The organism is Neisseria wadsworthii 9715 (genome assembly GCF_000227765.1).
Taxonomy (GTDB): Bacteria; Pseudomonadota; Gammaproteobacteria; order Burkholderiales; family Neisseriaceae; genus Neisseria; species Neisseria wadsworthii.
In genome coordinates this window covers 436,984-441,113 of the sequence record NZ_JH165159.1, presented here as the reverse complement: position 1 = coordinate 441,113, position 4,130 = coordinate 436,984, and the positions used below count along the sequence as shown (strand labels likewise).

The window sequence follows — 4,130 nt, the reverse complement described above, 5'->3', positions numbered from 1 at the left end:
AACAACCCAAAACCTGTATTACGATGTCTTCCACCAGCTTGTAAAAGTGGAAACCTTCAAACACAATCCCGAAAAGGGAGAATGGGTAAAAGAGACATGGCTGTTTGATTATGACGCATTAGGTCGCAGAATCAGTAAAGGCCGTCTGAAAAACGGCGGGCAAGTTTCAGACGGCCTCGAAGACGTTACCGAGTTTGTATGGAGCGGCAGCCATTTGGTTCAAGAAATGTACGGTAACGGCAGATATACCTATATCCACACCGACCAAGACAGTTACGAACCGCTGGCACAGATTCACATCTACACCGATACGGACGGCGAAAGCAGACAGGAAATCAATTATTTCCACTGCGACCAAATCGGCATTCCCCGCGAAATGACCGATAGGGACGGCAATCTGATATGGTTTGGCGAATACGACGCTTGGGGCAAACTAAGCAAAGAAACCAACGTAACGGGAAGAGCGCACCAGCCGTTCAGGTTGCAGAACCAATATTGCGACAGCGAAATCAGGCTGCATTACAATTTCTTCCGTTATTACGACCCCGATGTGGGTAGGTTTGTGAATCAGGATCCGATTGGGTTGTGGGGTGATGATAACTTCTACACTTTTGCTCCGAATGCACAAGATTGGATTGATCCCCTTGGGTTAAAAAAGAAATCCTCTTCCCGTAAACCAAAATTTGTTTCTACAAAATCAACAGGAAGAACCAAGCCAAGAAATCGACTAGAAAGCAAAATAATGGATCAAGTGAAAAAACACCCTGAAAAAGGAGATGTTCTTATTGATGAAAGCCAGATAAAAGATAGGTGTTATGCAGGAAAAGGATGGAATAAAATGGAGCAAAAAGTAGATGGTGTGACAGTTCACTATATGGCAAGATTTGATCCTAAAGGGAAAATGAGCCATGTTACTGACTTTAAATTTAAGTGATTAAATATTTTATGAATAAATTTGTTTATAAAAATAGCTCTTTAGCTTCTCAACATTGGGAATTTTGTAATAAAGAAAAACTCCCGTTTATTACAATAAACTCTCTTGATAAATATTATAGTGAAATTTTCTATGATATAACTGATATTACTAATAATTTAGAAGAAATTTCAGAGTCTGTGAAAGAGATTTTTTCATTTTATAATAAATTTTTCTGCATGCCTGGATACATTACAGAAAAATATAACGATCAGTATTATTACTTTGAATTTCCCGTTCAAAAAGATCATGCTGAGTTTATTGCCAATCAATTATTTGATTATCTGCATAATCAGATTTCACCATAATAAAAACTTCAATAACCCGTCGGCGAAACCAACACCTCGCTACTTTCAGACGGCCTTAAAGACAAAACCCCGCTCAGAATCACCGAGTTCCAACGCGACATCTTAGGCCGTCTGAAACACACCCTTGCCCACGACAGCAAAGGCAACATTCAGGAAACCGCCTATCATTACGACCTTAACGGCAACCTCGTCCGTGCCGCCAACCGACACAGCATTACCTGTTTCGACTACAACCCCAACGGTCAACTTATCGGCCAACACCGGTGGAAGGTACCGACCCAAGAAGAAAACGAGCAAAACGGCCTGATAGACACCGACTGGCGCGACCCGCAGTACGATATGCTGTTCCAGCCGATTACCGACAGCATCCACTACCATTACGACTTCAACGGCAACCGCACCACCACCGTGCTGCCCGACGGCCGCCAAATCAACTACCTGTATTACGGCAGCGGCCACCTGCACCAAATCAACCTCGACGGCGAAGTCATCAGCGACATCGAACGCGATAAGCTGCACCGTGAAATCCAAAGGACACAGGGTGCCTTGACCAGCCGCTACGAGCTAGACCCGGTAGGCCGTCTGAAAAAACAGATTGCCGCACTCAACGGCCTGTCTGAAAGCGGCAAAGCTGCCGTAGGGGCGGGTTACATACCCGCCCACACCGCCGTCAAACGCAGCTACGGCTACGACAAAACCGGCAACCTGCTCCACAGCACCGATCAGCGGACGGGAACGACGCATTTCGAGTACGACAAACTGGGCCAACCCCTGAAAGTAAAAAACCAAACCTTTGCCTTCGATCCCGCCTACAACCTGATTAACGAATACGGGGAGCAGGTAAAAGACAACCGCATTGCAGCTTATAACGGCATAAAATTCTTCTACGACGACTTCGGCAACACCATCCACAAAGAACATTCGGACGGCAGCACCCAAAATCTATATTACGATTTGTTCGACCGTTTGGTTAAAGTGGAAACGTTTATGAAAAACGCCGAAACGGGAGAATGGGACAAAGAAGTTTGGGTGTTTGAATACGATGCTTTGGACAGAAGGGTAAGCAAAGGCCGTCTGAAAAACGGCGCTATGGAAACCGTTGAAAACGTTTCAGACGGCCTAAGAGACAATGCCTGTCTGAAAACTCAGACCGGTAAAGGTATTCTAGACAGCGAAATCACATTCCTGTGGGACGGCAGCCGTCTGCTTCAAGAACACAATTCAGACGGCCTCTACACCTACATCTACACCGACCAAGACAGTTACGAACCCCTAGCCCAAATTCACAACTATACAAACACGGAAAGCGAAAGCAGACAGGAAGTCAACTACTTCCATTGCGACCAAATCGGCATACCGCGCGAGATGACCGATAAAGACGGTAAGCTGCTTTGGTTCGGCGAGTATGATGCTTGGGGCAAATTAACCGAAGAAACCAATGTAACGGGAAGGGCGCATCAGCCGTTCAGGTTGCAGAATCAGTATTGCGACCGTGAAATCAGGCTGCATTACAATTTCTTCCGTTATTACGACCCTGATGTGGGGCGGTTTGTGAATCAGGATCCGATTGGACTGCTTGGTGGAGATAACCTTTATTTATTTGCACCTAATGGACAAGTTTGGATTGACCCACTGGGGCTAGTTAAGACTCCTCGAGTAACGTACGCTTCAAATGGAGCTGTTAAAAGTGCATCTGTCGTTATAAGAAGAAAAGATTTGGGTAAAGGTAAATCTACAAGTAAAGAAAATAGAGATTATGTAAAAAGTTTAGGTCGATGTGATGATGATGCTGGTCATATTCTCGGTAAGTTACTTGGAGGGTCTCGTAATAATCGTAATATGTTTCCTCAGCTTCCCAAAATAAACAGAGGGCAATATAGAGATTTTGAACGAGATATTTATAACTTAGTCAAAGCGAATGGTAAAACTAAGTTGTCATGGTCATTTAATACTCCACCGGGATTTACAAGACCCACTAGCGTGGTTTATCGGGTATATCAACAAGGTCAGTTAGTTTTACAACGAACATTTAGAAACATTTAATCTTGAGAGAGGATTTGAAAATGGACAATGAAAAAATGATTTTAAGCAATTTAAAACAGTTCTTAACTCTTATGTACACATGGGAAAAAAATGCCAATGCTGAACTTGAAAAAATAGATATAACCGATGAAAATTTTTATTCTGAACAAGTAAATAAAAGGGCTAAAATTTTTAATGAATTTGTTATAAATAAAAAAAGAAAAAAAGGTGGAGTTGATGATTTTAGTGTGGGATTTCCCGAAAAATATAATCCCAATGAATTAGATAAAATTGAAATTTTAGAAGTTACCACCAAAAGTGCACATCTCATTGTCAATAAGGTTATTTATTCAAATGTAACAAAAAAAAGAAAATATGCTTTTATTAAAGTTGATAATAATTGGTTGTTAGACGAAGTTTATGAATGGAGTACTCATGATAATAAATGGGTTTTATCTGCAATATAACTAATTTTATTACAGCAAGCGTAGATTGGGTCTAGACCTAACACCCACAAGGCTGTCTAAAAAAATACCCCTAATTTTTTCAGACAGCCTTCCCATTTTCTACCCAAACCCGTGCGCGATCCTGCCGAAAAAGCCGCGCCCGAAGGCTTCGGTTTCATGCCGCGCTACTTCGCCCAACGCGCCAAACATACCGGCACCGCCGACACCCATTGGATTGAAAACCGCGCCCCGCTGCTGCCGGAAGATTTTTCTATGGCCTATTGGAACGGCGCGCATCCGTCGCTGCAACTGCCCCATCTGAAACCCAACCATATTTATGAACTCGGTTTCTCCGGTATGGTGCATTCCTTCCAAGCCCCC

4 protein-coding genes and 1 pseudogene are annotated in these 4,130 nt (G+C 43.1%); all 5 read left to right on the top strand.

Going from position 1 to position 4,130, the window contains the following annotated elements; all coding sequences use genetic code 11:
• Nucleotides 1–934 (top strand): RHS repeat domain-containing protein (locus tag HMPREF9370_RS01870; protein WP_174262994.1); only part of this gene is annotated, 934 nt, incomplete at its 5' end.
• Between the two features lie 11 nt (nt 935–945).
• A complete protein-coding gene (locus HMPREF9370_RS01865; protein ID WP_040667335.1) occupies nt 946–1,281 on the top strand; it encodes a hypothetical protein in 336 nt (111 codons plus the stop codon).
• Nucleotides 1,282–1,317: 36 nt separating this feature from the next.
• Nucleotides 1,318–3,324: pseudogene (locus HMPREF9370_RS11735) on the top strand (RHS repeat-associated core domain-containing protein); the annotation flags it as partial.
• Between the two features lie 20 nt (nt 3,325–3,344).
• A complete protein-coding gene (locus tag HMPREF9370_RS01850; RefSeq protein WP_009115576.1) occupies nt 3,345–3,770 on the top strand; it encodes an NTF2 fold immunity protein in 426 nt (141 codons plus the stop codon).
• Nucleotides 3,771–3,881: 111 nt separating this feature from the next.
• A partial coding sequence (locus HMPREF9370_RS01845) for a DUF2169 domain-containing protein (protein ID WP_040666779.1) occupies nt 3,882–4,130 on the top strand: 249 nt, incomplete at its 3' end.

Coding starts and splice junctions, on each gene's coding strand:
- HMPREF9370_RS01850 (WP_009115576.1), top strand. CDS start 3,345: ATGGACAATGAAAAAATGATTTTAAGCAATTTAAAACAGTTCTTAACT.
- HMPREF9370_RS01865 (WP_040667335.1), top strand. CDS start 946: ATGAATAAATTTGTTTATAAAAATAGCTCTTTAGCTTCTCAACATTGG.